The organism is Chloroherpetonaceae bacterium (assembly GCA_025056565.1).
In the GTDB taxonomy this organism is placed as follows: domain Bacteria; phylum Bacteroidota; class Chlorobiia; order Chlorobiales; family Thermochlorobacteraceae; genus Thermochlorobacter.
On the sequence record JANWWA010000004.1, the window covers coordinates 21,428 to 47,086 of the forward strand.

Here is a 25,659-nt window from a genome sequence, read left to right on the forward strand (position 1 = left end):
CGCTGCTGCCCTATGCATCGCTGAACGTCTTAACACAGAAAAGTTGGTATGCAAGGTGTGGTATGTGCCGCACAAGAGGCTGCGTGAGCACGCTAACACGATGCCAAAAAAGTTTGGGCTTCCACTTCACCTCGCTGTGCGCGCCGCGCAAAGGTTTGTAGCCCGACATTCCACTTACGCTGTAGCCTAACGCCCGCATGTCCTTCACCGTCCAACCCGAGCGATGCAGTTGATATGGGTTGTCATCGAAGTCGCCTTGCGGCTGAAACCCATTGGGCGTGAAAATAATGACTTTTCGCCGTGCAATGCGCTCCATTGAAGCAATGAGCTGGTAGCCATCGGCTTTCTCAAAGTGCTCAATGACATCTAACGCTACGACCACATCAAAGGACTGAGGCGGGAAAGCGGTCTCAAGTGCAAGCACATCCATCTGCCGATACTCGTGATGAATCTTGTGGGCGCGGCTTTGTTCAATCGCTGGCAAAAAGGCATCAACGCCAACTGCATAGTGCAATTTGTGCGAAAAAAACCGAATGGGTGATGAACCGCCGCAACCAACATCCAACAGCGTGGTGCCAGCGCTCAGCACTTCTGCTTCAAGGCGAAGGAAATACTCTCTGGAAAGACGCCGAAAAATCTCAAGCATTGTGTCAACTTTGTAAGATGCGTTCAAATGTCTCAACGGCGCGTGCCCAAGTGTAAGTGCGAATATGCGCATAAGCGGCTTTTGCCAGTGCAACGCGCTCATCAGGATTACGAATTAGCCGCAACACTTGCTCAGCCATCTTTTCGCTATCCTGCGGCGGCGCAAATAGAGCCGTTTGATTATCTGCTGCATACTCACGGTGTGCAGCAATATCGGTCAAGCAGACGGCTGCACCACACTGCATTGCTTCAATAGGTGTCAGTGAGAGACCCTCTGAAAGATTGGGTGCAAGGAAGATAGCAGCGTCGTTGTAAAGCTGGCATAGCTGCGTCGGGGAAGGATTCTGCACATAGTGTATCCAACTGGGCAAATTTGGCGGCGGTTTCACTACCCCAAATAGCTGAGCAGTAAGTGCAGGCACTTGTGCTTTGACTTTGTAAAGCGCCGCCAGCCCATACTGTGAGCCTTTTAGCGCAAGGGTATGATATAGCATCAGCACATGAGTCGGTTGGCGGGCTTCAATGGGGATCAGGAGTCGAAACGGGCTATATGGTGAGTCCACGCCAAAAGAAACAACGTGGGCACACTCTCCCATTGATGCCAGCAAGTCTTTCAGCCAACTGGCTATCACCAGTTTAGTCAGTGGCAGTTTCCAAGCTGCTTCAACCCGCTTTGGGTCAACGCCATCAAGATGTATTTCAGGGCCTTGAATGAAATAAAACTTCTTGCCTTTTGATGAGGGGTAAGATGCGACATACTCACTGGCTTCCCAAGTCGTTGCAATTACCACGTCTGCATCGGGCAGCCAGCGCCAATGCAGGCTAGGACGCCAGAGCAGTTTTACGCTTGGGTGCAAACTTATCCAGCGGTGCGGCTTGTAGCCACCGCCATAGCCTACTCCACGCAGGAAAAACCATATCCATCGCTTCAAGTGTTGCAGCGGTGAAGCAAATCGGTCTACGCCTAATGTATTGTGGGCTGCAATGAGAAACATGCGATGTCCACGCATGGCAAGATGGTTAGCATACTCCACGATGATTCTAAGTCCACCGCCTGGAAGATGAAATGATAAGGGGCATGCGAAAGAAATCGTCATACGGCCTTATCAGTTGCGTTGTCATCCTGCCGTGCAAGGCGATGCGTCGCCGCATCTTCAGAGAGTACTGTGCTCTGTTCCAGTTTGCGTTTGACGAACCAGTAACTTAATGCCATCGTTGTGCTGTCCGCAGCAAGGGCGCTGAGAGCCATTGCCAGCGGGCCGCAACTTGGCACAGTGGAGATAGCAAGCAGAACATAGAGGGCATTGCTGAATATGCCAATTTGCAGCGTTGCAGACCCCTGCTGCAATGCGATAAGTGCATGCCAGTAAGGTTGAGCGATAAATGCGATAAAGCGTGTAATCGCTAAAACCTGAAGAACCGCAACACCTGTCAGAAAAGCGTCGCCTAACAGCAACTTGTAAATCATCGGCGCGCTAAGACACACAATTGTTGTCAGACTACCACCTAAGGCGACACACAGCCAGAAAGTAGCCGTGAGCTTTTTCTGAAATGTATCTTTGCCGATTGCTTGCCAGATCGATAGGCGTGGCAAAAAGAGCGAATAAACGCTGCTAAAAAAAAGATCTAACGCCATTGCCATCGCATAGCCCGAGCGATAAATTCCTACTGCGTGCGCATCAGCCATCAGTGCAAGCAAGGGCACCTGAGCATTCACAACCGTGAAGTTGACGGTTGTCAGCAACCAGTATCGCCACGATTCGCGGAAAGTGGTGGCAACCTCGGCGAATGAAAATCGCCCAATTGGACAGTGCTGTGTTTTACGATAGTAGAGGTAGGCAGCAGTCAACGTCGATACAAGACCAGCGAGAACAGTTACAACTAAGTCAGACCCCACTGGCATTCCTGGAGAAAAGAACAGAAAAATAAGCAGCGCAGAAAGACCAGATTGAAGCGCCAGCGTGGCATAATGCCAGCCTATTTCTTCCAGACCTTGAAAGACGAAAAGAAAGTTCAGACCTTGCGTCCAAAGAAATGCAATACCCAGCAGCCATAACCAGCGCTGGTCACTTGGCACCACAAACCAGCACACACTGCCCCACACCAGCGAAAGCCCAAGCAAGACAAGTGCACGAAATGACAGCAGCGGCTTTGCAATCTGATGCACATTATGCTTTTGAACGGCAATTTGACGCACGGATACCGCATCGAAACCAAAATTTGCCAGTAATGCAAAATAGGCGGCTGATAGGTAAATGGTGCCCGAAATACCAAAACTCTCTGGCCCAAGGCAACGCGCTGCGTATGTCATCGCAAAGAAGCCGGCGATGCGCGAAAAAATCATGAGGAACATTGAAGCTGCAGCGTGGCGGGCAAGGCGTGAAGTTCTAAGCTGCTGTAAAGCAGCCTGTAGAGAGACACTGGCGCTATGCCAGTGTGTGCGGAGATGCCTAATCATCGTCAGTGTCGCAAGATTGGGTTCGAAAAACTGCCCAAGCAAAGGGAGCACTGTTTGCTTTTGGGACAGCTTAAAGAAAAGCAAGGATAGTGAATCATTCTCGTGGCTTTTCCGACTCGCGCCACTCAAAGCCGGGCAGGTTCAAATCTTTGCGGAACAAAAGCCGCTCTGGATACTGCTCGCCTTCCACGTCGCCACGAATTCGAATGCGGCGTACTCGGTTGTTCTCAAAGTAGATGTTGATTTCATCGCCGCTTGAGGCATTAGCGCCACGCGGCTTGGTGCCATCGTAAGTGTAATACAAACTGCGTGCTTGCTTATAGACATCGGCTTGGCGCACACGGGCACTGTCGTCGAATCGAATCACCATATCTACACCAGAGACTTGGCTATACTTTAAGCCTGTTTTATCCAGTGAATCTTTCGATGCCAGAAAGGCATTGCGATAAACATAGACAGTTTCAATGCGAAGGCGTTTGTTGCGCTCCCTAAGCTGCACCACGATTGAGTCGCCTGTAAGCTGAGAGCGCTCGAACCAGACAATTGGGCGACCGTAGAGCAAGATTTTTTGGTCTTTCAGACGATAGGTGGCGTGTCGTGCGCGAGCGTAGAGGTCTGTGCCCCAGCGAATGCGCACGCTATCTTTCATCTCTATGCGCTGCACGCTATCTTTCTCACCACGATGCGAGTCCATTCGCGCGGCACGAATGAACAGCGTATCCACTTTGCCGCCTTGTGTCGTGTCAATTTTGGTGAGCAGTGGCTGCCCCACAATGAAGCTATATCCACGTGCGTGGAAGTGCTCAGCGTAGTCACCTGTGATGAGTGTATTATCGGCTAAGTTCATCAGGCGCACCTTGCGAAAGACCAGTGAGCGGGCTTCATCACGTAAATACACAAGGCTATCGCAGAAAACCATGTTCACGCTATCTTTAAGCGAGACATTCCCGCTAAAAACAGCACGGCGCTCGTTGCTGAAATAAAGTCCAGAGTCGCTTCTGAGCAAAACACGCTGGTCAAAGAGCGTAACATCTTTCTTCAATTCTGACCGCCGCTCATCGGGAAAGTAGAAGCCTTCGTAGCCTGTAATCACGACCGTATCGCGCACGATTTTGACATTGCCAACCACACGAATTTTGCGTGAAGTGAGGTATTGCGTCGCTGTGTCGCACTCAACGGTTGTGGTGCTTTCGCGAAAGAGCACATTCCCAATAGCAGAACGAATTTCCTCAAGCACGGGCGGCATGCGCGTAGTATCCAAAATCTCGCCACCATAAACTTCATTAGCACGTTCCAAGATGACGGTTACCAACTTAACGGTATCAGTACTGCTTGGCTTTTGGCTCGGCAACTTCGTTTGACCAAATAGTGGCAGCGCCAGACTGAGCCAACAGACCCACCCAATCCCTGCAAGAATCCAGCGTAAAGTGCTATCTTTGTAGTTCGAACACTTAACCACTAAAACTGATTTATCCACTTGCGGAAACTCATTTTGGTTGCAGGCGCACGACCGAACTTTATGAAAATTGCGCCAATCCATCGAGAACTGCAAAAGTGCCAAAACTATCAATCGATTATTCTGCATACAGGTCAGCACTACGACGAAAAAATGTCCAAGGTGTTCTTTCAAGACCTTGAACTGCCTGAACCGAACATTTACTTAGGCGTTGGCTCTGGCTCGCACGCTGAGCAGACGGCAAAAATAATGGTCGAGTTTGAGAAAGTCTTGGAGAGGGAAGTGCCCGATATGGTAATTGTGGTGGGCGATGTCAACTCAACGCTGGCATGCTCAATTGTAGCTGCAAAAATGCTGGTGCCTGTTGCACACGTGGAAGCTGGCTTACGCAGCGGTGACCGCACGATGCCTGAGGAAATCAACCGTATTGTAACGGATAGCATCTCTGATGTGCTCTTTGTGAGCGAACCCTCTGGTTTGCATAATCTTATCAAAGAGGGTGTGCCCGAAGAGAAGATTTTCTACGTGGGCAATGTGATGATTGACAGTCTCGTGCAGCAGATGCCGAAAGCCAATCAATCGAAGGTGCTGGAAACGCTGGGACTCAAGCCAAAGACTTATACGCTGGTAACGCTGCATCGCCCTAGCAATGTGGATGAAAAAGAAAGCCTCGAGAAAATTTTGCGCATCTTCGAGACTATTGCCAAAAAATCTAAAATTGTCTTCCCTATTCATCCACGCACGCAGAAAATGCTTGAAACCTTTGGCTTGATGGAAAAAGCAAAGTCAATTGAAGGGTTGCTCCTAATTGAGCCGCAAGGCTACATTGAATTTTTGAAGCTGATGAAAGAAGCCCAGCTAGTGATTACGGACTCAGGCGGGGTGCAGGAAGAGACAACCGTATTAGGCGTGCCGTGCCTTACAATGCGAGAAAATACCGAGCGCCCGATTACAATTGAAGTAGGCACTAATCGCTTGGTGGGCACCGATGAAAAAGAAGTCTGCCAAGTAGCGCTGGAAACCCTCAGTGGCAAGGTCAAGCGCAGTAAAATTCCAGAGAAGTGGGATGGGCGCGCTGCTGAGCGAATTGTGCAGCACCTCAACGAAATTTTCAAGACTTGGTAATACTCTGATTGCACGCCTCTGGTGAAGGGAAGAAAACGGTGCAGGGGTGTAGCAGGTAGGCCACGATTGGCGTGGCAGCTAAAGATGGCGCTTGAGCTTAATGCGAAATGTGGTGCCTTTGCCAACTGCGGTATCCTTGAGTAGAAGTTTGCCGCCGTGATAATCTTCCACGATGCGTTTGGCGAGCGTCAGACCAAGACCCCAGCCGCGCGGCTTGGTGCTAAATCCCGGACGAAAAATGTCGGCGCGCAAGTGAGGCTCAATGCCTTTGCCCGTGTCGTGCACATCTACCACCACATAGTTGCCCTCAGTAGAAATGACAGCGGAAATCGTGCCACTCTTGCGCTCAATTGCATCGAGGCTGTTCTTGACAAGATTTTCAAACACCCACTCCATCAGCTCTCGATTGATCGGCACGGACAAATCAGTTTCGCCAGAAAGCTCCATTGAAACGCTTTTGCCCATCTGTGGCAAGCGAGCGCGGTAGTAGTCAAAAATCGTCTCAATCACGCTGGCAAGATTTTCAGGCAAGAGAGTGGCTTTGGAGCCGATTTTCGAAAAGCGCGTCGCCACGCGGTTCAAGCGATTGATATCCGTTTGCATTTCAAAAATAATTTGTGCCTGTCGCTCAGGGTGGTCGCTGGAAGTTTTCAGAAGTTCCAGCCAACCCATTAGTGAAGAAATCGGTGTGCCGAGTTGATGTGCCGTTTCTTTTGCCATTCCGACCCAAATGCTGGAGACCTCCGTGCGACGAATGTAGCTGAAAGTGAAATAGGCGATTAAGATAAAAGTGCCAACACCGATGCCTAAAAGAATCGGCGCAAGCTGCAAGGCTTTCACAAGGTCGGAATCGCCGTAGTGGACATACTGCACCGTGTTGGAATCCAGCCACACTTCCACTGGTGGATACTCTTTATCCAGTGCAGCAATGCGCTGACGCAGGTAAGCCAGTTGTGCCTCTTTCGAGAGCGTGGTATCGACTTTGACATTGCGCCAAGTCAGCGGGTTCATTGCGCTGTCGGAGAGAATGGCGGGAAAATCAATCACGCTAACAATCTCTGTGAAGAGAAACGACACATCGGTAGGATTGTCCGTGCTGACCAGTAGCCGGAGCGACTTCACCCAAAGGTCAACTTTCTGGCGCTGCTGTTCACGAACTTTGCTGATAAGTTGCTGTGTAAAGAAAAAGACGGCAATAGCCCCAACGACTGCAATCAAAATAAATGCGCCCTTGAGCGTCGTGCTACGCATCGTGCTTAGGCTTTTCCGTGTTCAACTTTGGCGATAAAAGTTTGCAGGGAATCGTCTCCTGAGATGCCGATGCGAGTAATTTCATACAGGTCGCGCAAGGGTAGCGTGTTGGCAATGCCTTTGATGCGCGCTGCACAGACAAAGCCGGATGCACGAAGCCATTCCTTGATTTGGCGACGCTGCAAGATGTTTTTAGGCAATCCGCCGAAGGGATAGGCAAACACAGGCGAATACGGAAAGCCACTTTCAGCCGCAACCGCAGCGGCTTGGCTAATATCTTGGCGAACTTCGTTCATTGAAAGCGAGCGATAATCTCGATGCTGATGTGAGTGCACGCCAAACTCCACAAGGTCGGTCATCTGACGCATGGTCTCGTATGACATAAGCGGCTCGTTGCCGCCGTCCCAAATATTCGTTTTGCCGACAAGCCCCACAGGCACAAAAATTGTTGCCTTGAAACCAAATTGTTTAAGAAGGGGATAGGCTAACTCAAAGTTGTTTTGATAGTTGTCGTCGAAGCTAATAATGATAGGCTTCTCTGGCAGCGGCACTTGCGCTTGATGATGGGCAGCAAGTTCGGCAAATGAAATCGGTGTATAGTGATGAGCTTGCAACCACTGAAGTTGAGCTGCAAACTGGTCTTGTCTGACCGTCAGCGAGTCTTGCGTGTGCAGAGAAAGTTTGTGATACATCAGGACAACGAGTGTATGCGGCAGAGTGGTAGGACGTGTGCGCCAAATGCGAAAGACGCTTTTGCCCAGTGCGATGATGCTTGTCAGTGCAGGTTTATGCACTTGCGCAGTTGCCATGTCCATTTGTTAATCCAGCTGCGAAATTTCCTCTTCCAACAGTTGCTTGCGATACAGGGCAGCATAGATGCCATCTTGCGCCAGCAGTTCAGCGTGAGTGCCACACTCCACAATCTTGCCCTCATCTAACACAATAATCATATCTGCGTTTTTCACCGTCGAGATGCGATGGCTAATGAGAATGAGCGTCATAGATGCCGCTGCAGTTTGCAAGCGGCGTAGAATGGTGTCTTCGGTGTAGGTATCCACAGCGGAGAGCGCGTCATCTAAGACCAAAATTTTAGGCTGACGCAGAAGGGCACGGGCGATGGCGGCACGCTGTTTTTGACCGCCTGAGAGCGTGATGCCGCGCTCCCCGACGAGTGTGTCGTAGCCCGCAGGAAAGTGGGCAATATCTTCTTCCAAAGCAGCAACCCATGCAGCGCTGTGAATTTGTGCCTCGCTGGCATCTGGTGCACCGAAGGCAAGATTGTGGCGAATGGTGTCAGAGAAAAGGAAATGGTCTTGTGGCACAAAGCCAATCGCTTTGCGCAGCACAGAAAGTGGAATGGTGCGAAGCGGCTTGCCATCGATGAAAATCTCGCCTTCGGTGGGTTCGTAGAGACGTGCAAGCAAACTGACCAGTGTCGTTTTACCTGAGCCTGTAGCGCCTACAATCGCAAATTTGCTACCACGAGGAATACTAAAGGAAAGGTGGCGCAGTACCCATCGCTCTGGCGAAGAAGGATAAGCAAATGAGACATTGCGAAACTCAATATCACCTTCAAGGTGCGTGATGCGAAGATCTGTGTCAGCAGAATCAGCAATGTCAGGTTGAGTCGTCATTACAGCGTTAATGCGGGCTTGTGCAGCTGCAGCGCGCTGCACAATGTTGGTAACCCAGCCAATTGAAATCAGCGGCCAGCCTAGCGTAACGATATACATCAAAAACTGCGTCATCTGGCCAAGTGTAACCGTGCCTTTGGTAACTTCTGTGCCACCGACCCAGATAACCAGCATGACTGAGAGTCCTAACAAGCTGGACATAATTGGGTAAAAAAGTGCTTGCAAGCGAGCCAGTTTCAGGTTTTGCGTGAAGTAAGCCATACTAAGCGCCGCAAAAGCTTGCTGCTCGCTGTCTTCTCTGACAAATGCCTTCACAACACGAATACCTGCCAGATTTTCCTGCACTTTTGTCGTAAGTTCGCCATACTGTTGCTGCAAAACTTGGCTTTGATTGTGAATTGCTTTGCCCATTCGATACACAAGGTAGCTGAGAAGCGGAGCAGGTAGGAGGGCAAACAGCGTAAGCACAGGTGAAACGGTAAGCATTGCCGAGAGTGCAAACACCAGCCGAAATGCAGTATTCAGCGAATACATTATGCCAGGCCCAAGATAGTTGCGCACCGCATTGAGGTCATTGGTGGCGCGGGACATTAGGTCGCCTGTGCTATGCTGCCTAAAAAAGTTCTGCGAAAGCGTTTGAAGGTGAGCGTAAAAGTCGTTCTTCAAGTCAAACTCAATTTTGCGAGACGCAACAATGATGAATTGCCTGACGAGGAACATAAAAAAGCCTGATAGCAACGAGCAGAGCAAGGCCAGAAGGATATTTTGTCCAACCTCACCTGCGTAAAACTCGCTGCGCATCGCATCAATAGCACGCCCGACAAACTTCGGGGCGCTCATCATAAAGAAATTTGTAAGCAGAATGCAAAGCAAACCTGCAGCCAGCTCACGTCGGTAACGCCATAGATAGGGATTTAGCCAGAGCAAACTTTTCATAGCTGACTACGAAGTCGGTGATGAGGCAGCAGGGTTCTTCTTGGCAGAAAAAATGCTTTGAACCAACTTGTCATATTGTTCTTTGCCAAGCGTGTGTTCAAGGTTTCCCAAATGCTTGCGCACGGTGGTGCGATAGATGGAAGTCGTTTTGTCCAGAATGCTTTGTGCCGCAAGGTAGTATTTGAGAGCCTCTTTGTGTAGCCCGCGCTCTTCATAAACCTGCCCAGCATAAAGAAGCGACACCCCCATTCCGCGCAGGTTATTATTCTGTTTGAAGGATTCAAAGGCTTCACGATAGTGTTCAATAGCCTTAACGTGCAGACCAATATCTTCATACACCGTGCCAAGATTAAGCCGTGTGCCAGCCGAAGCATCCGAATTTTTTAGCTCCCGATTATGCGAAAGGCTGCGTGAGTAGTAGTCAATTGCCTTGTCAAACTCACCCAAGTCTTGGTAAAGTAAGCCAATTTGATGTAGAAGCTCAGCGATGTGTTCAAGGTCACCGATTTTGATATACAGGGCTAAGCTATCGCGGTAGTGCTGTAAGGATTTTTCGTAGTAGCCCCAGATGTGGAGAATGGCACCCAAGCGGTAAAGTGCCAGCGCACGGTGTGTGAGGTCGTCAGGCGTGCTGAGCAGCAGCAAAAGGTCGCTGTAGACCTCAAACGCTTTCTCGTATTGGCGGTCATCAAGATAGGCTTGGGCAAGAAGCAGCATTGTAGGAATTTGGTCTTGCGGCGTGGCTTTATAACGCTGGCGGATTTCTGCAATTTGCGACTCGAGAAGTTGCACGCGCTTCGCTCGTGCCTCAGCAGGTTCAACTGGGGCGGACGAAAAACCATACTCCAACTCTTTGGGCGGTTCGAGGTCTGACTTCAAGTCGATAAGACGCGAGCGAATACTGCGCCAGAAGTTTGGCGCATTGCGATAGGCAAGGTCGAGTAGAAAAGTCGGCAAGCAGAAGACAAACACATAACTGTATTGATGAGCTTGATGAGCGAAAAGCTCGAGCAATTGGCAGAGATACTCTTCGCTCGGGGCATCTTTTGAAGAATCCGCATATGCGTTAATTACTACACAATCCAAGCGATGAGGAGGCTTAGAGAGATCTTTTTCAATTTGCTGGAAAATGTTTGGCTGACCGACAAGACTAACTTCTCGGGCAATAAGCTGTAGGCGCTCAGCAGCCTGAATAATCTGTCCAACAATTCTGATTCGCCACACAGGCGAGTTAATCTTCACAGCCCAAATCTTTGCTTCGCCAGCTTTTTTGGCTGCTTCAATGTCAGCAAAGATGTGCTGCAGGTGCTCTGCCGTCAAAAGCTGTCTCACACCACTTTCAAATTTGCAAAATGTTGGTTGCAAATAGCTCCAAAAAAGAATGCACGCTGAAGCTCAACGTGCATTCAGGAAAATAGAGCTTTTTCGTTAAAAACCTTGTGGCTCAGCGCCCTCGGTCACGCTTTTCATCGTTGAGCCGTGAGACAACCAGACCCAAGCCGATGATGAGCAATCCTACCAAAACCAGCGTAACGCGAAGTACAGTCGCACGTGTAGCGATCAACTGTTCGGTGCGATGCACCAGTGCCTTCACAGAATCCTTAACGGCAAACCCTTCGGCCATCTTGGCTTCAAAGAGTGCAGCACGTACAATGTGGTGATTGCCACCTGCTGCATCTGCCTGACGCTTCAATTCTTCCAAATATGCCATCTCTTCGCTGACAGGGATGGCTTCCTTCTCACGAGCTTCAAAGAATTCGCGAGACTCCTTGTAGGTCTTCTCAAAGTCAATAAGGTAGGCATGCAACTTCGCAGCGCTGCCCATTGCACGCAAATTAGCTTGATACTTGCGGTAGCTATTGGCATAGTCTGCAACCTCAATTGCAAGTGCCAGCGAATCGTCAGCGGTTTTTAGCGTGGCGAGTTTGGCTTCATCTTTGACGTAGCGAAGAAGTGCAGGCACAAGTTTGCGTGCATTGAGGCTATCTTGCTTGGTATCTAATGCGATGCTGTAGCGATCCATCTCAAAGAATTTCCAAGCCAGCCGAAGCGAATCTTCCAGCGAGGTAGGAACAGCAGCAAGATACTTGGCACGGCTGTAAAGTCCGCGTGAGGCGGCATAGCGAACTGAGTCTTGCGCCGTCTTCAAATCCCCTACAATCAGACGCGTGGCATTAAACTCTTTCATTAGCTCATCTAAGGCAACCTTGTAGGCAGGGGGGTCAGGCACGTTCGCATTGTGGCAATTAAGACACTGTGCGCCCTCCTGAATACCCACTTTCTCATGACCCCAGTTTGCAATGCGATGTCCATTTGGAGAGCCATGACAGCTGATGCAGCCGTTGTTGCCAGCTGCAAGATACGCCGATGCATGCGGTCCTGCTGAGTAAGCAGACGCAATTGAAGCGTGGCAAGAGTTGCATGCCTGCGTAACATCAGCGACCTCTTCGGGGTGATTGCCGTGCTTACCGTGACAGTCATTGCAGGTCGGTGAAGTAAGGTCATTCTTGACATAAAGCCCCTTTGCGTGGACGCTCTCCATATAGGCTTCAATATGATTCTCAAAGCTCTTGCCTTTCTTTTCAAGTGAGGCAGCCATATAGGACTCACTGGCATGGCAGGTGCCACACATATTCGCAATGTTCTTCGGGTATGTGAGCGAGAGCGGGTTGTCGGCTGTCATTGCACCATGAGCACCATGGCAGCTCACGCAACTGGCTGAGGCAGCATTGCCTTCTTTCAGTGCGGCAACACCATGTGAGCTGGCTGCATACACCGCATTGATGTTGAAGTCAATTTTTTCGATTGACTTAGAGAGCTTGTAGGTTTTCATCTTCTCAGGACTTTCGTGGCAAGAGCCACACCACTCCATCTGCTTCTTAGCATCACCACGAGCAATGAACGGCACAATCACTTTGCCTTTTGCATCTTTGATGTCTTTGTGTGCCTCTTGGTAGTTAGCCATCGTGATGTCACGGCTGGGATTGCCGCCATGGCAGCTGACGCAACTAAGTCCAGCTTGGTGATGTGTATCGCGCTCCCAAAGTGCAGCACTCACGCCTGCTTTGCCAGCTAGCTGAGCGTGGCACGAGATGCACCCACTCTCGTCTCTGGGTGCTTCTTTTTCGGCAACTGCAGGAGTGGTGTGGGTATCGTGATTGACGTGGCTAAACAGGAATCCGTATGAGAGCGAGGCCGCAAAGCACAGGGCGGCAACGATGAGCACACTGGTGTGAAGATGTTTCATTGTTTGAGCCTTCCTCGAGGCAATGCGCTTGTTAAGAGATAGACCTGAGATTTACCCTTAGAACGCAAGAGGAAAAGGTATTCGTTTCCGCTGCAACGCACTCAGCAGCGAAAACTGTGGCAAACTTAGAAAAAACTCCGCTAAATGCAATCTGAGCAAAAATCGCTGCTTTTTGAGGGCAAGGGTGTTGCAAGCACACGGACAGAGGGCAGAAGCGAGAGCAAAAACTTGAAGAGAAGTCTTGCTGCGTCATTTCATGCTCGTGTTCTCAGGTTTCGCATAATCCAGATCTGGAGACGTGCCGCCTGTTGCAAGTTCTTCTTCCTTTCACAAAGCGCAGCGGTAGCGTAAATTCGCAGCAAATCAAGCACGCACCTTACGGAGATGACAGAGCTGGTCAGCATCATTGAGCAGGCGCTTGAGTGGGCTGCAATAGGCGCAATCGGTATCTACACGCTGGAGACCATCGTGATGATTGCGGCACTGCACAAGAAATTTCCAACACGACAATTTTCCACGCTTCCCAGAATTAGCGTTGTGGTGGCGGCGCGAAATGAGGAAAAAAATATCGCTGCATGCTTGCAGTCGCTTGTGGCGTTGGATTACCCCAAAGAGCAGCTCGAGATTATCGTTGCAGATGATCGCTCACAAGACCGCACTGCCGACATCATCAAGCAGTATGCAGCGCAGTATCCATTTGTGAAATACCTTTTGGTAGAAGAAAGCGCTATCAAAGGCAAGGGTAATGCAATTCATCAAGCAGCGGTGCAAGCGACAGGTGAATTTATTTTGATGACCGATGCAGACTGCGTGGTCAAGCCAACTTGGGCTAAAGATACGCTCAAATACTTCACAGATGAGACGGGGCTGGTTTGCGGCATAACGCTGCCCAGTGCATCACGCGCTTTTGAGCGCATTCAAGCACTAAATTGGTGTTACTTACTAGCAACAGGCTCAGCCGTCGCAGCGATTGGTTTTCCAATAGGTGGAATTGGCAACAACTTCAGCTTCAGGCGCAGCACATACTTTGAAGTAGGAGGCTATGAAAAGGTGCGCTTTAGCGTAACGGAAGATTTTGCACTCTTTCAAGCTATTAAGAAGACCAAGTGGAAAATTGCTTGTCCGGTCGAATACGGCACGCAGAATACAACTGTGCCAGAGCAAACTGTGTGCGACCTCTACAAGCAACAAAAGCGATGGGTGCTGGGCGGATTAGGTGGCGACCGCAGTAGCCTTGCCACGCTCACACTAGGATTTGTGGCACATGTGCTGACAATTCTCTCGTTCTTTCTCTTTACTTGGCGTCAAGCATTCCTGATGCTGCTGTGGAAAGTCGGAATGGATTTCCTCTTTCTGCTGACACCACTTCGACGCCTGCATTCTGCTTCACTGCTGAAAGCGATGCCCTTCTTTGCGCTCTATCACTACTGCACAATGGTCTTGATACCTCTCTTACTGCTCTTCGACCGCAAAGTGGTCTGGAAAGGACGGGTTTATGTTCGTGGGGCATAGGAGCTTGGCTGGCAGCAGGGGTGAATGCAGAGGAGATTGAGCGTGGAAAACACAGGCAAAGCCGCAACCGCCGACCGATGCACTGCCAGTCATCAATCTGCTCTCCGAAGAGGAAGTGGAGGAAGCGATGCAGTTGCACAAATCATAGAGCGGCATTACCTTAGAGCCTTTCAGTGTCATCACACCTACTGAACTCAACAACTGCTATGCATCACGTTCTAATTTGCCTGCTGCTTGCTGCAACGGTGTTCAGCTCGCAATCAATAGCGCAAGCACCCGTGTCACCGACGCGCTCAAAACAAAGGGCAGTGCCAGCTGTGCCGCTCTCTGAGGTAATGCCCGGCATTGTCGTGGTGAAGTTGCGTCAGCCAGATAAGTCGCGGTTCAGCATGCACAATCCAACAGGCGTCCAAGCTACCTCAGCCAAAGCGGCAGGCGCGTTAGCAGTCGTGCAAGCGGCAATTGCAGCGCATCATCTGACACGAGTGGAGCCACTCTGGAAAGCGGAGTATGAAAACAAGTTGTGTCAAACGCTTGCACCACGCCTTGGCACAGGTGAGTTAGGCGAGGCAATTCTATCTGCCAGAACCCCAGAAGAAGCTGCTAAGCGACTGACAGACGACATCTCACGCATCTACTACTTGCATTACGCCGATGGCACGCATCCAGCACTGGTGGCAGCCGAGCTGACGAAGTTGCCTGAGGTAGAATACGCTGAGCCGAGCTACATCTACTCACTGTCGGTCGTGCCGAATGACTCTGCCTACGGCACGCGTGGGCAAGACTTCTTTGAATACCATAACATTCCGCAAGCGTGGCAAGTCAGCACCGGCAGCCCAAATGTGATTATCGCTATCTTGGACACAGGCGTAGAATTTGACCACCCTGACTTGCAAGGCAAAATCTGGACAAATCCAGGCGAAACGGGCACCGATGCGCAAGGACGAGACCGACGCTCTAATGGCGTTGATGATGATGGAAACGGATTCGTTGATGACTGGCGGGGATGGGATTTCTGGGAAAGTGGCACCACAACCGCCACGCAGGACAATAACCCATATGATGAATTTTCAGGACACGGCACAGGCACGGCTGGATTAGCTGGAGCAAATACCAACAACGGCATTGGCATCGCTAGCACAGGCTTTAACTGCCGTCTGATGATTGTCAAGCTGGGCGGCACACAAGAGCGTGTGCGCAATGTCGCATTCATTGACCGTGGCATTGTCTATGCAGCCACAAATGGTGCCAGCATCATCAACAGCAGTTTCGGTGGACCCAATCGCTCACGGGCGATTGAAGATGCAGTAAATTTTGCAACCAATGCAGGGGCACTGGTTGTTGCTGCCGCTGGCAATGGCGGCACAGAAGCGCCCAGCTATCCTGCGGCCTATCTGAATGCTTTGTCGGTAGGTGCAGTGTTTCACTCGGGAGTCAACATCGGGCAGCGCACGCCTTTCTCGAACTTTGGGGCAACCGTCAAAGTGTATGCTGCAGGGAATGCGCTTCTGACAACTGTACCGCCGCGTGCGGTCGATGTCAAAGATGGACGCAATCCTACTGACCTCTACATACTGCTTTCGGGCACATCGTTCTCTTGCCCAATTGTAGCGGGCATTGCAGGGCTAATTAAAGCGCGCCATCCGAGTTGGAGTCCGCAGCGGATTGCCACACAGATTCGAGCAACGGCATTTGGACCAACTTCGCTGCGCATTTTAGATGCCAGTGCAGCACTGCGTCGCACAACGCCTGGACTTGTAGCAGTGGATTTGCGCTACAATGAGCCGACATCATCTATTAGCGCACGCATCGCAAACTACAATGCACCGACCGTGAACGCTGAGTTTCTTTTAAGCACGTCGGTGCAGGGCGTCAGCATCTCAAATCCTCGTCAAGCGCGTGGCGTGATTAACACTAACGACACCATCACACTGACCTTTGGCGTTACCTTACCCAGTAACATTGATTTCACCACGACAACGGCACTCTTTCGTTTGGATATGATAGACAATCCTTCCAACTACAGTGACGTGGCGTTTTTAGACCTAAGTCGACCAGCATGGTTTGAACAAGCAAGACTAGCACGCTCGGGGAGCTTTCACGGCATTAAGCTGGTTAATCGCAACGTGGCGTGGGCATGTGCAGACGGAGGTGTCGTGATGCGCTCGTTAGATGGTGGCAGAACTTGGACGCAAGTGAATGCACCGACGCCGAATGACCTCTACTGCATCAACGCGCTCAACGAGAATGTAGCTATCGTCGGCGACGGACCTGAAAGCGGCAATGCGCGACTGTATCGCACTGCAGACGGCGGACAGTCGTGGCAGGTGGTCAGCACAGTAGGCAGTTTCTGGAATGCAATTCACTTTTTTGATGCACAGAATGGCATTGCGCAGTCCGACCCCGTGTCAGCCAGCAGTGGATTTATCTTGGTAAAGACGACCGACGGTGGCGCAACGTGGTTGCCTATTGCACAAACTGTGCCCGCTGCCTCTGGCGAATTTGGGTTAGTAAATTCCTTTCAATTCGTGGGCAATTCAGGCTGGTTCGGCACAAATCAAGGACGCGTGCTGCGCACAACCAATCGTGGCGATAGCTGGAGTGTATCAAGTGCTGCAGGCAGCAACGATTGGCTGGTTTCAGTCGCATTTGCTTCAACGAGCAATGGGGTGGTCGGTGGCTACACCTTACAAAATCGGCAAATTTCCAGCAGCATACTGCGGCGCACCACAGACGGTGGTCAGACATGGTTACCCGTTTTTGTGCCAAACGTTTTGGCTTACTTCGGCGGTGGCGCAGCGCCAGAAGTAGGGCAACTATGGCTGAGCATAGCTGGCTCACAAGGGGCAGGCATTCTAACCAGCCGTGATGGTGGCGCAACATGGGTGCAGCACAATAGCCCACCTCTAACAGAAAGCATTGCTGCGTTTTCGTTCTTGGTAACTGCCGATAGTGTGTTTGGGCTGGCCATCTCAGGTGATGGCGTGGTGCTGCGCTATGCCCAGCCAGCACGGGCGGCCTCAGTGGTTCGGGAACTCAATGCGCCGCGCCCCGAGACCTTTGCACTCGAGCAAAATTATCCGAACCCATTTAACCCGACGACCGTGATTTCCTACCAACTGCCCGTAGCAAGCACTGTCAGTCTCAAGGTCTATGATATGCTCGGCAGAGAAGTGGCAACGCTCTTTAGCGGACGGCAAGCTGCAGGGCGCTATCAAGCGACCTTCAACGCCAGTGGCTTAGCGAGTGGAATGTATTTCTACCGACTGCAAGCAGGTAGTTATGTCGAGACCAAAAAAATGATGCTCTTGAAGTAACAATGCTGGGCGAAACTCCTTCGGCCAGTGCAGCATATAAAGGAAGCAAAAACATAGAAAAATGGCGCAATTAAACTCGACGCTTCAACAGGCAGAAGTGCTAAGCATCGCGATTTCAGGGATGCGTTGCGACGGCTGCGTGCAACACATCAGAGAGGCACTTTTAAAGTTGGATGGTGTGCAGGAAGTGGAGGTTTCACTTTTCCCGCCCCAAGCCCGTTTGGTGAGTGTGCGCCCGCTGTCGCTTGAGCAGATTAACGGCGCACTTGCACAAGCAGGAGGCTATCAGGCCGAAGTAAGTAAAATGCCAGCGGCGTCGCCGAGTGTGCACCCAACGCTTACCTTGCCAGTGATAGAGGGGGCGCCAATCACGCCAGCGGCAGGAAAACTCTCTTTTTGGCAGGAGCCCGCAACTTGGCGACGTGCAGCACTCAATACACTAAACTGCTTGATTGGTTGCTCAATTGGTGATTTTGGTTTCCTTATCTATGCCCAAGCCAGTTCACTGAGATGGTCAATGTGGATGATTATGGGCGTTGCAATGCTCTGCGGACTGCTAACTTCCGTAATGATGGAAACCGTGCTGCTTAAGCTGCGAGAGAAGTTTGACTGGAAAACAGCATTTCAGACCGCACTCTCAATGAGTTTCCTATCTATGCTGGCAATGGAGCTGGCGGAAAATCTGACCGACTATGCACTCACAGGTGGGATGGCAGTGCCGAGCGAACCTTTCTTCTGGATTGCCTTGCTGCTTTCGCTCCTTGCAGGATTTTTAGTGCCGCTGCCGTACAACTACTTCAAACTGCGTAAGTATAACAAATCGTGCCACTAAACCAGTGAGTGACGAACGCCTTGCATCCAATACCTGTTGTGCTCGACGCAGTTAGCGAAGAGGCAAGAGGTTTCTTGCATTAATTCTCTTCAAAATCACCCAAAAAGCGATGTGGAACTTTATCAAACGCTATGCGCTAACGCTATTTGTATTTGCGCTGCTACTTTTTTCCAACTTTTACACACTGAACTATGAGGGTGATGTGAGCCGTGAGGCACTTGAAATTGTGCGCACAATGTTGCCAAGCGTCTATCACGTGTCCAGTATGAGCACCGATGTATCGGACTATCAAATCCACGAGCTACGGCATCTTTTGGCTGAGGATTCGCTCGACATGGTGCGGCAAGAGACTGCGATGCAAGCCGAGGAAAAAAGCTACAGTGAGCATGAAAAGGCTTACTTGGAATTGATGGTCTCCGACCGTGAGCGCATTCTCTTTGAGCAAACTAAGGCGATCCATGAGCGCTACCTTGCAATTAGCCGAGAAATGATTCGCTATTCGCGTGCAGGTCGGAAGGGTGATGCGTATGCGATTTTCCGAAATCGTCTTTTGCCACTTGACGATACGCTAACGGCGCGCTTCGACACACTGGTCAGCGTGGCAATGCGCAGCGCTTCACAGATGGCAGATATGGCAACGGAAGCAACCAACTCATCGCGCCTAATCTCGGTGATTGTCATAGCAAGTTGTGCTGTAGCCGTGCTCTCGTGGATTATTGGTATTGAGTATTTTGAGCGCGCACAAAGCCGAGTGTAGTTATGAAGCAAGCGAACTTGCCACTTGCGTTCGCTGCAAAGCCGCATCCAGACTAAAGACTCCATAAAGCATTGCGAAAGCAAAAAAGCCCAAGATGTAGGGGGGGCGCACCATTACTAAGATACCAGGAAGAGCACTGAATCCTATTGCTAGCCCAAATGCAAGCTCAATCTCCCACGATTTAGGGCGTCGGATAGCTGCTATGAGTCCAATGTTTGCAGCAATGCATAGGCTAATCAGGAGAATACCAGACTTCGCTAGCAGAGTCTGCACAACGAATCTATAATCTTGCCTTACAAGGTCAATAACAGCTTTCCTCAGCGCAGCCTCATATTCTGGTGAACAATACTCAGCGTCGGGTGCAATTTCACGCACCTTTTTCTCTGCGACTTCGTCTCTGTAGGCTAGTCCATACTCATTGCTAAGGTAGCCGAAACCAATATAGACAGAGTGCCAAAATGGATGCTGACGTGCGATTGAGCGGTATCCAACTCGTGCTTGAAGAAAGGAATCGCGTGCGTCAAAAACTGGCTTCATATAAACCTGCGGCAAGACAAATCCTATAATCAACGCTGCAAGGAGCAACCCACGCTTTGGCCAAGCGATTTGCGTAGCACATAAGAGCAGCGTTCCGATGAAGAGTAAGACCGCCGTCGCAGAATGTGCACGAATCAGGTGTGCCCAGCCAAATATGACCCCAGCCGCCACAAGTGCTGCCATACCAATCCGAAACCGTTTTTCATCAATTGGTTTCGAGAAGTATTGCAGTGCAAGCGGCACACCTACCAGTGCAAGGCAGGGGGCAAGTTGATACACATCGCCGACCTTCACAATAAGCACAGTCAGAACGACAAGTTCAATGAGGTAAAGCGCTTTTGCTGAAGGTGATTGGAGCAAACGCACCGTGCTGTAAATTCCAACTACCAGTGTAAGCACAAGCAGACCAAAGAACCAAAGCGCCCAAACCACATTGAGTGGCAGATTTAGAAAGGCAACAAGTTTCGGCAAAAGGTAGAATAATCCTGCATCATCCGTTGCGCCCAATGCACGATAAGCAACGCCTGAATCAGTTTGTACAATCCCGACCAAAGGCGGTGGCGAGGGTGTATAGCTCTGGGCAGCAACAGCAGTGAGTAAGTCCCACTGGCGTACTGGCATTAGACGCGGGAAAAGCGTAGGCAGAGAATCAAGTGCAGAAGAAGTCATTTTACGGCACGGATATAGTGTTGTCCGCCGAGAGCAACCAACCTAAATAGGCTTCAGTTGGACGTAGTCTCTTCAATGGCGCAGGGTAGAAAAGAGTGTAGCGTTTTTCTACTAATCTCAAGTGAGAAGCACTGATACAAGTTGCAAGTTCTGCAGGCGTTAGCAGAATCGCATCCTTATCGAAAGGACAGGTGCTAACAAGATGGCGCGTAATAGGGTTATATGGATTATGCTCAAAAATGAAAAGTTCACCACAGGGTTTCATTAAGTCATAAATTTGTGCAGAGACAACGGCGCGTTCTGCTGGAGGGATGTGGTGAAAGACACAAGCCACAAACACAAGGTCGTATTGCTTCTTAGGCAGATTGTTCGGCAAGAGATACAGCGCAGCATCAGGGGCTCGGCGAGCCGCAATACTTAAGCTTTCCGCAGAAATATCACAGCCTTCTATCACAGCATCGGGGAAATACTCTCTGAAGAATGGCAAATTTCGACCTGTGCCGCAACCGTATTCAAGAATAGTGCTCGGCAACGCTGAGCTGGTTTTTTGCAAGCGCTCTTTTACGAGACGCACCTTATATTCAGCAAAGTAAGCACTTTCTTCGCCAAAGCCCTTTAGCTGGGCTTCCATAATTTGGTCGTAACTTTTCGCAAAGTTATCAAAGTCTATTTTTTGCATACCTTTGCGTCGTCTATTGCAGTGTGATAGCCGCTAGCGGAAAGCCTAAGGGCTGAAACTGAGCAAAAATATACACTTTTCCACAATTTTCACACATAGCCGCAGAGGTGGGCATCGATGATAGTCGTGATTTTGTTCTTAGGGGGTGTGCAGTTACTGAGCATTGGCATCATTGGCGAGTATATTGCACGCATTTACGACGAGGTTAAGCAGCGACCCATCTACATTCTCTCAGATGCGATGAATTTCCCAGATTTGCACCAGACACCTACAACTGCCGCAAATCACAAGGCGAAGTAGCATCCATTAATAAGGCTGCTGATTACAACGAATAGTGCCTTGCTATTAACGGTGTGCAAAGCATAGACTGAGAGCTGTTTTGTATCTTCGTGGGTCGTGCGGTGCATACTGCAAGTGAGAGAAAAGGTATGTCGTCATCAGAAAAAGCGCAGCGCCAGCTGGCTATTAAGGAGATTCTTTCAACGAAAGAAATTTCCAGTCAAGAAGAACTTGCAAAAGAACTTTCGCGGCGTGGTTTTGAGGTAAATCAAGCCACACTCTCGCGCGATTTGAAGGAAATGGGCATCGCCAAAGTCTCAACGCCTGAGGGCGCATGGTATCAACTGCAGCCTGAAAACGAAGCACATCGCTTGCGCGCTTTGATTAGCTATGAAATTGAATCTATTCATGCCAACGAAAGTTTGATTGTAATTAAAACCTTGCGCGGACGTGCGTCTGGCGTGGCAGAGATTCTCGATCGCTTGGACATTCCTGACATTCTTGGCACAATCGCAGGAGATGACACCATTTTCATTGCGCCCACTTCAACAAAAAAAATTTCCGCCATCGTGCGGCGCATCAAAGAAGCGATTTTTCAAGCAGAATGATTGTCAAAGCAGAACGAGAATGTGAAAGCAAGTTGTCCGGCAGCGCAGCTGTGAGCGCTGGAAACAAGGGGACTTGAAGTGTTCCAAATCATAGCTGAATACAAACACTAACTGCAAAACACGCTCGAGAATGTCAAAAGAAAAAATCGTTGTCGCATACTCTGGCGGGTTGGATACGTCCGTCATCGCCAAGTGGCTTCAAGAAAAGTATAATGCCGATGTCATTACACTCACGGTCAATCTGGGTCAGCAAAAAGAGCTACAAGGCGTAGAAGAAAAAGCCTACAAAACGGGCGCAAAGAAAGCTATCGTGCTGGATTTGCAAGAGGAATTTGCGACAGATTTTATCTTCCCAGCACTCAAAGCAGGTGCACTCTACGAGTGGTCTTACCCTATGGCAACCTCATTAGGCAGACCGCTCATTGCCAAAGCACTAGTGGAAGTTGCCCGAGCTGAAGGGTGCACGGCTGTAGCACACGGTTGCACAGGCAAAGGCAATGACCAAGTTCGCTTTGAAGCAGCGATTGCAGCCCTTGCCCCTGAACTTAAAGTGTATGCCCCGCTGCGCGAGTGGGAGTTTCGCTCACGTGAGGAAGAAATTGAGTATTGCCAAAGGCACGGCATTCCCATCAAAGCTACGAAAGAAAGTCCCTACTCAATTGACGAAAATATGTGGGGCACCTCAATTGAATGCGGTGCACTCGAAGACCCACGCATGCCGCCACCAGTGGATGCGTATCAACGCACAGTCTCACCCGAAGAAGCACCTGACGCACCGACCGCAATTGAAATTGAATTCGAGCGTGGTGTTCCAGTTGCGCTTGGCGGCAAGAAGATGAACCCCGTGGAACTCATTATGACGCTCAACGAGATTGGAGGCAAAAACGCTATCGGTCGCTTGGATTTAGTGGAGAATCGATTGGTCGGCATTAAGTCACGCGAGCTGTATGAAGCACCAGCCGCAACGATTTTGCACTTTGCTCACCGCGAGCTCGAGCGGCTTACGCTTGACAAAGACACGATGCACTACAAAGCCAAACTCTCACACGATTACGCTGATCTGATTTACAACGGGCTATGGTATTCACCGCTGCGCTTTGCACTGGATGCTTTCGTAGAAGAAACGCAGAGGGTCGTTAACGGCACAGTTCGGCTCAAGCTCTACAAAGGGAACATGGAACTTTTAGGACGCTGGTCACCAAACTCACTGTACGACACACGCCTTGCAACCTACACTGAAGAAGACACTTTCGACCACAAAGCCAGCAGCGGGTTTATCAAGATTTACAGCTTGCCGCTCAAGACTTACTACCGTGTCAACGGTAAGCCAGTATCACAAGAAGTGACAGCAAGGTAATGAAATGCGACAGCAAAGTGACGGCAGAAGCGAGCTAACCTAATTGTGTCAGCAATGCATCGTGGCTGCCCAAGCGGTGGCGCAGCAGGCAAAGGCTATGTTGAGTTTGCAGAGGCAACAGTAGGTATCGGCGGCGCAGGGGCAGCGGGAAGTTTAACGAAGAAAGCTGCGCCCCTGCCCTTACCCTCACTTTCTACCCAGACTTCTCCACTGTGGAGTTCCACGAGTTGCTTCACAATAGCTAATCCTAATCCAGTCGAGCTTTCACCGCCTGTTGGACGCGCCGAAAGGCGCTGAAACTTGCCGAACACTTTCTCCTTATCTTCCTCACTGAAACCTTGTCCCTCATCTTTCACGGCTATCACAATTGCAGCCTCGCCCTGCACTGAATTGCCTAAGGCTGGTTGTGAGGCATTGTCCGTCTTATAGCATTCTACGGTGATACGCTGACCAACTTCACTGTATTTGATGGCGTTACTCAAAAGGTTCTCAAAGACTTCTCGTATCCAACTGGCATCTACCTCTGCGAAGCAATTTGGCTGAATGCAGGTGTGAATTGTCTGAGACTTGCGTCGAGCTTGCACTTCTGCATCAGAAATGGTCAGTGAGAGCAGCTCACTAAGATTGGTGAGGCGACGATTCAGGCGAATTTGACCGCTCTCGAGAGCAGCGGTTTGAAGCAGGTGGCTAATGAGTTCCGACATCCGCTGCGCAGATGAGTGGATTCTCTGGAGAAAGAGTGCAACTGCATTTAACCGCACAAACTCAGTGGAGCAAGAGAGCTGAGACAGCTCTTCGCTTGCAAGCTCTGCAAAACCTACGACGGACTGAAGCGGATTTTTAAGGTCGTGGGCAGCAATGGACAAAAGCTCAGTCTTAATACGGCTGGCTTCTTCCGCAATCTGGCGCTGCTCTTCGGCAACTTTGAGGGCTGCATTCAGCGCTGCATTTTTTTCTTTCAGTGCAGCCTCTGTTTTTCGCTTGTTCTGGTAAGCACGATAAGCGGTCAGGGCAAGGGCAAAGGCGAGCAGCGCAATCCCGATTAGGGAGTTACGCAAAAGTATTTCACGTGAAAGTGCAAGGGCTTGGATTTCTTTCTCGTGTTGCAAGCGAGCAATTTCTCGTTGCCGCTTTTCTGATTCATATTTTTCCTGAATTTCTGCAAGCTGCTTGGCACTGCTTTCGTTGAGCACGGAGTCTCTTGCTCGTGCAAAGGCGAGACTATACTCAAAGGCTGCTTTGTAATTGCCGCATTTGGCTTCAATGCGTGCAAGTAGCTCATAGACCTGTGCAACCGTGCGCATTGAGCCAGCTTGGTATGCATTAGTAAGCGCTTTTTTGCCAAAGTCCAACGCTGCGGTGTAGTTTCCCATCTTCTCATAAAGCTCCGCAATAGATTGCTGCGTAATAGCGAGAGTGCTTTTGTTGCCAATTTTTTCTTTAAGCGTCAGCGCTTCTTGATAGCGCAATAGGGCTTTTGTGAAATTGCCGTTGCGCTCCTCCGCATAGCCAAGATTGTTGAGCACTGTAGCAGCCCCTACTTGGTCACCAATTTCTCGGCAAATCTCTAAGGCTTGCTCGTAGTAGGATTTGGCGTCCTCAATTCGATTTTGGTCGTCATAAATGTTGGCAATGTTGTTAAGCGCAGTAGCGATGCCCGTTTTGTCATTAAGCTCCTTAGCAATTTCAAAAGCACGCTCTTGATACCGTAGTGCTTCACTAACATTGCCAAGCTCATAGTAGAGGTTGCTAATGTTGGAAAGCGTGATGCCCAAAGATAGGCGATGATGAAGCTGCTCCTTTATGCGTAGGGATTGCAGATAATACTCCAGAGCTTCCGTGCTGCGATTTTGCGCTAAGTAGACACTCCCAATGTGATTAAGTGAAGATGCAACACCAAGACTATCACCGATTGCTTGACGAATGTCCATTGCTTGGTGATGCAAACGCAACGCATCGCTATACTGGCTTTTTTTCTCGTAGATGAGCCCAAGCGTTTCCAGTGCAGAAGCGTGCGATTTGCGGCTGCCTAATGTTTGGCTAAGCTCAATAGCTTCCTCAGCGAAAAGTTGAGCTTTCTGAAGCTCAATGCGAAGATATCGAGAAGCAAGTTCCTGCAGGAGAGCAAGCCGAGCTTCACCATATACGCTAGGCAGTCGCTGCTCCAAAGAGTCTAGTTCAGAGAGTGTCTGAGCAGGCAGCAGCGGCGCTGCGCTCAAAAAACCCCACACAACCGCTACAACACAGCGGCATCGCATCTTCAAAAGCGTGTAGAAATTTGTATGAAGATACACAAAAGAAGGGTTGCTACGCACGAAGTCAGCTTTCCAGCGAAACACTTAACGCATCCCACGCCGTGC

20 protein-coding genes and 1 pseudogene are annotated in these 25,659 nt (G+C 50.1%); 9 read left to right on the top strand and 12 right to left on the bottom strand.

The features are described from left to right. Positions 1-10: 10 nt before the first annotated feature. From NZM05_04395 to NZM05_04410, 4 genes are all read right to left on the bottom strand, one after another. Positions 11-646, bottom strand: a complete 636-nt coding sequence (locus tag NZM05_04395) for a class I SAM-dependent methyltransferase (protein ID MCS7012857.1) — start codon at positions 644-646, stop codon at positions 11-13. A 4-nt stretch (positions 647-650) separates the two neighbouring features. Then, positions 651-1,742 (bottom strand): glycosyltransferase family 4 protein, encoded by a 1,092-nt coding sequence (locus NZM05_04400; protein MCS7012858.1) that lies wholly within the window; start codon positions 1,740-1,742, stop codon positions 651-653. Next, a complete protein-coding gene (locus NZM05_04405; protein MCS7012859.1) occupies positions 1,739-3,103 on the bottom strand; it encodes an oligosaccharide flippase family protein in 1,365 nt (454 codons plus the stop codon). Before NZM05_04405 ends, NZM05_04400 begins: the two co-directional genes overlap by 4 nt. Positions 3,104-3,197: 94 nt before the next feature. Then, entirely contained in the window at positions 3,198-4,580 is a 1,383-nt protein-coding gene (locus tag NZM05_04410) for a hypothetical protein (GenBank protein MCS7012860.1), read from the bottom strand. 15 nt (positions 4,581-4,595) lie between these two features. Between NZM05_04410 and wecB the strand changes: the two genes are divergently transcribed. Next, positions 4,596-5,684, top strand: a complete 1,089-nt coding sequence (wecB, locus tag NZM05_04415) for a UDP-N-acetylglucosamine 2-epimerase (non-hydrolyzing) (GenBank protein MCS7012861.1) — start codon at positions 4,596-4,598, stop codon at positions 5,682-5,684. Between the two features lie 78 nt (positions 5,685-5,762). On the opposite strand, the gene NZM05_04420 is transcribed toward wecB, so the two are convergent. From NZM05_04420 to NZM05_04440, 5 genes are all read right to left on the bottom strand, one after another. After that, positions 5,763-6,935: a HAMP domain-containing histidine kinase gene (locus NZM05_04420; protein MCS7012862.1), complete on the bottom strand. Its 1,173-nt coding sequence runs from the start codon at positions 6,933-6,935 to the stop codon at positions 5,763-5,765. A gap of 5 nt (positions 6,936-6,940) precedes the next feature. Then, a complete protein-coding gene (locus tag NZM05_04425) occupies positions 6,941-7,750 on the bottom strand; it encodes a polysaccharide deacetylase family protein (protein MCS7012863.1) in 810 nt (269 codons plus the stop codon). A 3-nt stretch (positions 7,751-7,753) separates the two neighbouring features. Continuing rightward, positions 7,754-9,505, bottom strand: coding sequence for an ABC transporter ATP-binding protein/permease (locus NZM05_04430; GenBank protein MCS7012864.1), 1,752 nt, complete (start codon positions 9,503-9,505; stop codon positions 7,754-7,756). Between the two features lie 6 nt (positions 9,506-9,511). Then, positions 9,512-10,837: a tetratricopeptide repeat protein gene (locus tag NZM05_04435; protein MCS7012865.1), complete on the bottom strand. Its 1,326-nt coding sequence runs from the start codon at positions 10,835-10,837 to the stop codon at positions 9,512-9,514. A gap of 112 nt (positions 10,838-10,949) precedes the next feature. Beyond that, positions 10,950-12,752, bottom strand: a complete 1,803-nt coding sequence (locus NZM05_04440; GenBank protein MCS7012866.1) for a hypothetical protein — start codon at positions 12,750-12,752, stop codon at positions 10,950-10,952. Between the two features lie 384 nt (positions 12,753-13,136). Between NZM05_04440 and NZM05_04445 the strand changes: the two genes are divergently transcribed. The 5 genes from NZM05_04445 to NZM05_04465 all read left to right on the top strand — a co-directional run bounded on the left by NZM05_04445 (position 13,137) and on the right by NZM05_04465 (position 19,170). Next, entirely contained in the window at positions 13,137-14,264 is a 1,128-nt protein-coding gene (locus NZM05_04445) for a glycosyltransferase (GenBank protein MCS7012867.1), read from the top strand. 24 nt (positions 14,265-14,288) lie between these two features. After that, the gene (locus tag NZM05_04450) at positions 14,289-14,456 is read left to right on the top strand and encodes a hypothetical protein (GenBank protein MCS7012868.1); all 168 of its coding nucleotides are present in this window, start codon (positions 14,289-14,291) and stop codon (positions 14,454-14,456) included. Between the two features lie 14 nt (positions 14,457-14,470). After that, the gene (locus tag NZM05_04455) at positions 14,471-17,581 is read left to right on the top strand and encodes a S8 family serine peptidase (GenBank protein MCS7012869.1); all 3,111 of its coding nucleotides are present in this window, start codon (positions 14,471-14,473) and stop codon (positions 17,579-17,581) included. A 61-nt stretch (positions 17,582-17,642) separates the two neighbouring features. Beyond that, positions 17,643-18,413, top strand: coding sequence for a DUF4396 domain-containing protein (locus NZM05_04460; GenBank protein MCS7012870.1), 771 nt, complete (start codon positions 17,643-17,645; stop codon positions 18,411-18,413). Positions 18,414-18,522: 109 nt separating this feature from the next. After that, positions 18,523-19,170: an MCP four helix bundle domain-containing protein gene (locus tag NZM05_04465; protein MCS7012871.1), complete on the top strand. Its 648-nt coding sequence runs from the start codon at positions 18,523-18,525 to the stop codon at positions 19,168-19,170. Here the strand turns inward: NZM05_04465 and NZM05_04470 are convergent, their stop codons facing one another. Both NZM05_04470 and NZM05_04475 read right to left on the bottom strand, forming a co-directional pair. Beyond that, positions 19,171-20,376 (bottom strand): hypothetical protein, encoded by a 1,206-nt coding sequence (locus NZM05_04470; protein MCS7012872.1) that lies wholly within the window; start codon positions 20,374-20,376, stop codon positions 19,171-19,173. It abuts the gene before it with no gap. A 1-nt stretch (position 20,377) separates the two neighbouring features. Next, positions 20,378-21,055, bottom strand: a complete 678-nt coding sequence (locus NZM05_04475; protein ID MCS7012873.1) for a class I SAM-dependent methyltransferase — start codon at positions 21,053-21,055, stop codon at positions 20,378-20,380. Between the two features lie 129 nt (positions 21,056-21,184). On the opposite strand from NZM05_04475, the pseudogene NZM05_04480 reads away from it, so the two are divergent. The 3 genes and pseudogenes from NZM05_04480 to NZM05_04490 all read left to right on the top strand — a co-directional run bounded on the left by NZM05_04480 (position 21,185) and on the right by NZM05_04490 (position 23,299). After that, positions 21,185-21,355, top strand: a pseudogene (locus NZM05_04480) (glycosyltransferase). Positions 21,356-21,483: 128 nt separating this feature from the next. Further along, the gene (argR, locus tag NZM05_04485) at positions 21,484-21,942 is read left to right on the top strand and encodes an arginine repressor (protein ID MCS7012874.1); all 459 of its coding nucleotides are present in this window, start codon (positions 21,484-21,486) and stop codon (positions 21,940-21,942) included. 130 nt (positions 21,943-22,072) lie between these two features. Then, positions 22,073-23,299: an argininosuccinate synthase gene (locus NZM05_04490; GenBank protein MCS7012875.1), complete on the top strand. Its 1,227-nt coding sequence runs from the start codon at positions 22,073-22,075 to the stop codon at positions 23,297-23,299. Positions 23,300-23,394: 95 nt separating this feature from the next. Here the strand turns inward: NZM05_04490 and NZM05_04495 are convergent, their stop codons facing one another. Then, positions 23,395-25,557, bottom strand: a complete 2,163-nt coding sequence (locus NZM05_04495; GenBank protein ID MCS7012876.1) for a tetratricopeptide repeat-containing sensor histidine kinase — start codon at positions 25,555-25,557, stop codon at positions 23,395-23,397. Positions 25,558-25,659: the final 102 nt, after the last annotated feature.

What these genes read in the sequence shown, in the direction of transcription:
- NZM05_04395 (MCS7012857.1), bottom strand. Translation starts at nt 646, where the DNA reads ATGCTTGAGATTTTTCGGCGTCTTTCCAGAGAGTATTTCCTTCGCCTT.
- NZM05_04400 (MCS7012858.1), bottom strand. Translation starts at nt 1,742, where the DNA reads ATGACGATTTCTTTCGCATGCCCCTTATCATTTCATCTTCCAGGCGGT.
- NZM05_04405 (MCS7012859.1), bottom strand. Translation starts at nt 3,103, where the DNA reads ATGATTAGGCATCTCCGCACACACTGGCATAGCGCCAGTGTCTCTCTA.
- NZM05_04420 (MCS7012862.1), bottom strand. Translation starts at nt 6,935, where the DNA reads ATGCGTAGCACGACGCTCAAGGGCGCATTTATTTTGATTGCAGTCGTT.
- NZM05_04425 (MCS7012863.1), bottom strand. Translation starts at nt 7,750, where the DNA reads ATGGACATGGCAACTGCGCAAGTGCATAAACCTGCACTGACAAGCATC.
- NZM05_04430 (MCS7012864.1), bottom strand. Translation starts at nt 9,505, where the DNA reads ATGAAAAGTTTGCTCTGGCTAAATCCCTATCTATGGCGTTACCGACGT.
- NZM05_04440 (MCS7012866.1), bottom strand. Translation starts at nt 12,752, where the DNA reads ATGAAACATCTTCACACCAGTGTGCTCATCGTTGCCGCCCTGTGCTTT.
- NZM05_04445 (MCS7012867.1), top strand. Translation starts at nt 13,137, where the DNA reads ATGACAGAGCTGGTCAGCATCATTGAGCAGGCGCTTGAGTGGGCTGCA.
- NZM05_04450 (MCS7012868.1), top strand. Translation starts at nt 14,289, where the DNA reads ATGCAGAGGAGATTGAGCGTGGAAAACACAGGCAAAGCCGCAACCGCC.
- NZM05_04455 (MCS7012869.1), top strand. Translation starts at nt 14,471, where the DNA reads ATGCATCACGTTCTAATTTGCCTGCTGCTTGCTGCAACGGTGTTCAGC.
- NZM05_04460 (MCS7012870.1), top strand. Translation starts at nt 17,643, where the DNA reads ATGGCGCAATTAAACTCGACGCTTCAACAGGCAGAAGTGCTAAGCATC.
- NZM05_04465 (MCS7012871.1), top strand. Translation starts at nt 18,523, where the DNA reads ATGTGGAACTTTATCAAACGCTATGCGCTAACGCTATTTGTATTTGCG.
- NZM05_04470 (MCS7012872.1), bottom strand. Translation starts at nt 20,376, where the DNA reads ATGACTTCTTCTGCACTTGATTCTCTGCCTACGCTTTTCCCGCGTCTA.
- NZM05_04475 (MCS7012873.1), bottom strand. Translation starts at nt 21,055, where the DNA reads ATGCAAAAAATAGACTTTGATAACTTTGCGAAAAGTTACGACCAAATT.
- argR (MCS7012874.1), top strand. Translation starts at nt 21,484, where the DNA reads ATGTCGTCATCAGAAAAAGCGCAGCGCCAGCTGGCTATTAAGGAGATT.
- NZM05_04490 (MCS7012875.1), top strand. Translation starts at nt 22,073, where the DNA reads ATGTCAAAAGAAAAAATCGTTGTCGCATACTCTGGCGGGTTGGATACG.
- NZM05_04495 (MCS7012876.1), bottom strand. Translation starts at nt 25,557, where the DNA reads ATGCGATGCCGCTGTGTTGTAGCGGTTGTGTGGGGTTTTTTGAGCGCA.